This window comes from Streptomyces sp. NPDC005955, from assembly GCF_042871255.1.
GTDB lineage: Bacteria > Actinomycetota > Actinomycetes > Streptomycetales > Streptomycetaceae > Streptomyces.
The window spans coordinates 1-1,238 of sequence record NZ_JBIAIF010000042.1; the positions used below are offsets into that span (position 1 = coordinate 1).

The following is a 1,238-nucleotide window of genomic DNA, read 5'->3' on the forward strand; positions in this document are numbered from 1 at the left end:
TATTGGTTGATGCCGTCGGTGGGTGCTGGTGATGTGTCGGCGGCTGGTTTGGATCGGGTGGAGCATCCGGTGTTGGCGGCGGCAGTGCAGGTGGGTGACCGCGACGAGTGGGTGTTTACGGGGCGGTTCTCGGTTGAGTCGCAGCCGTGGGTGCGTGATCACGTGGTGTTGGGTTTGGTGATTGTGCCGGGGACTGCGTGGGTGGAGTTGGCGTTGGCTGCTGGTCGGCGGGTTGGTTTTCCGGTGGTGGATGAGTTGGTGATGGAGTCGCCTTTGTTGTTGGAGGAGGGTGATTCGGTTCAGTTGCGGGTTTCGGTGGGTGTGGTGGGGGTTGATGGTCGTCGTGAGGTGGTGATTTTTGCTCGGTCTGAGGGTGATGGTGGGGGTGTGTGGGGGTGTCATGCGCGTGGTTGGTTGGGTGTGGAGGATGTGGGGTTGGTGTCTTCGTGGGTGCCGGAGGTGTGGCCGCCGGTGGGTGGTGTGGAGGTTTCTGGGGGTGATTTGTATGCGGGGATGGCTGAGTTGGGGTTTGATTATGGGTTGTTGTTTCGGGGTGTGCGTGTGGCGTGGCGTGTGGGTGATGTGGTGTTTGCTGAGGTGGGGTTGCCGGGTGATTCTGGGGGTGAGGGTTTTGGTGTTCATCCGGCTTTGTTTGATGCGGCGTTGCATGGTGCTTTTGTGGAGCGGGGGTCGGGTGGTGGTGTGACGGTGTTGCCGTTTTCGTGGTCGAAGGTGTGTGGTGGGCGTTTGGGTGTTTCGCGGGTGCGGGTGCGTATTGGGTCTGTGGGTGATTCGGCGTTGCGGGTGGATGTGGTGTCTGAGTTGGGTGAGCCGGTGTTGAGTTTGGGTCGGTTGGATATGCGTGGGGTGGATGGTGGGCAGTTGGAGCGGTTGCGGCGTGGTGGGCGTTCGGTGTTTGAGTTGGGTTGGGCGCCGGTTGCTGCGGGTGCGGGTGCGGGTGCGGGTGCGGGTGCGGGTGCGGGTGCGGGTGCGGGTGCGGGTGGGGGTGGGGTTGAGGTGTTGGGTGGTTTGGGTGATGTAGCGGGGTTTGTGGCTGGTGTGGGTGTGGGTGTGGTGCCGGGGTTGGTGGTGGTTCCGGTGGGTGTGGGGTCGGTTGGTGTGGTGGAGGGTGCTCGGGTGGTTGTGGGTGAGGTGTTGTCGGTGGTGCGGGAGTGGTTGGCGTGTGGGGCGCTGGCGGGTTCGCGGTTGGTGGTGGTGACTCGGGGTGCGGTGTCGGT

1 protein-coding gene is annotated in these 1,238 nt (G+C 63.2%); it reads left to right on the plus strand.

Annotated features, from left to right (window positions below):
• Nucleotides 1–1,238: polyketide synthase dehydratase domain-containing protein (locus tag ACFYOU_RS33315; protein WP_391311057.1), on the plus strand; the 1,238-nt coding region annotated here is incomplete at both ends.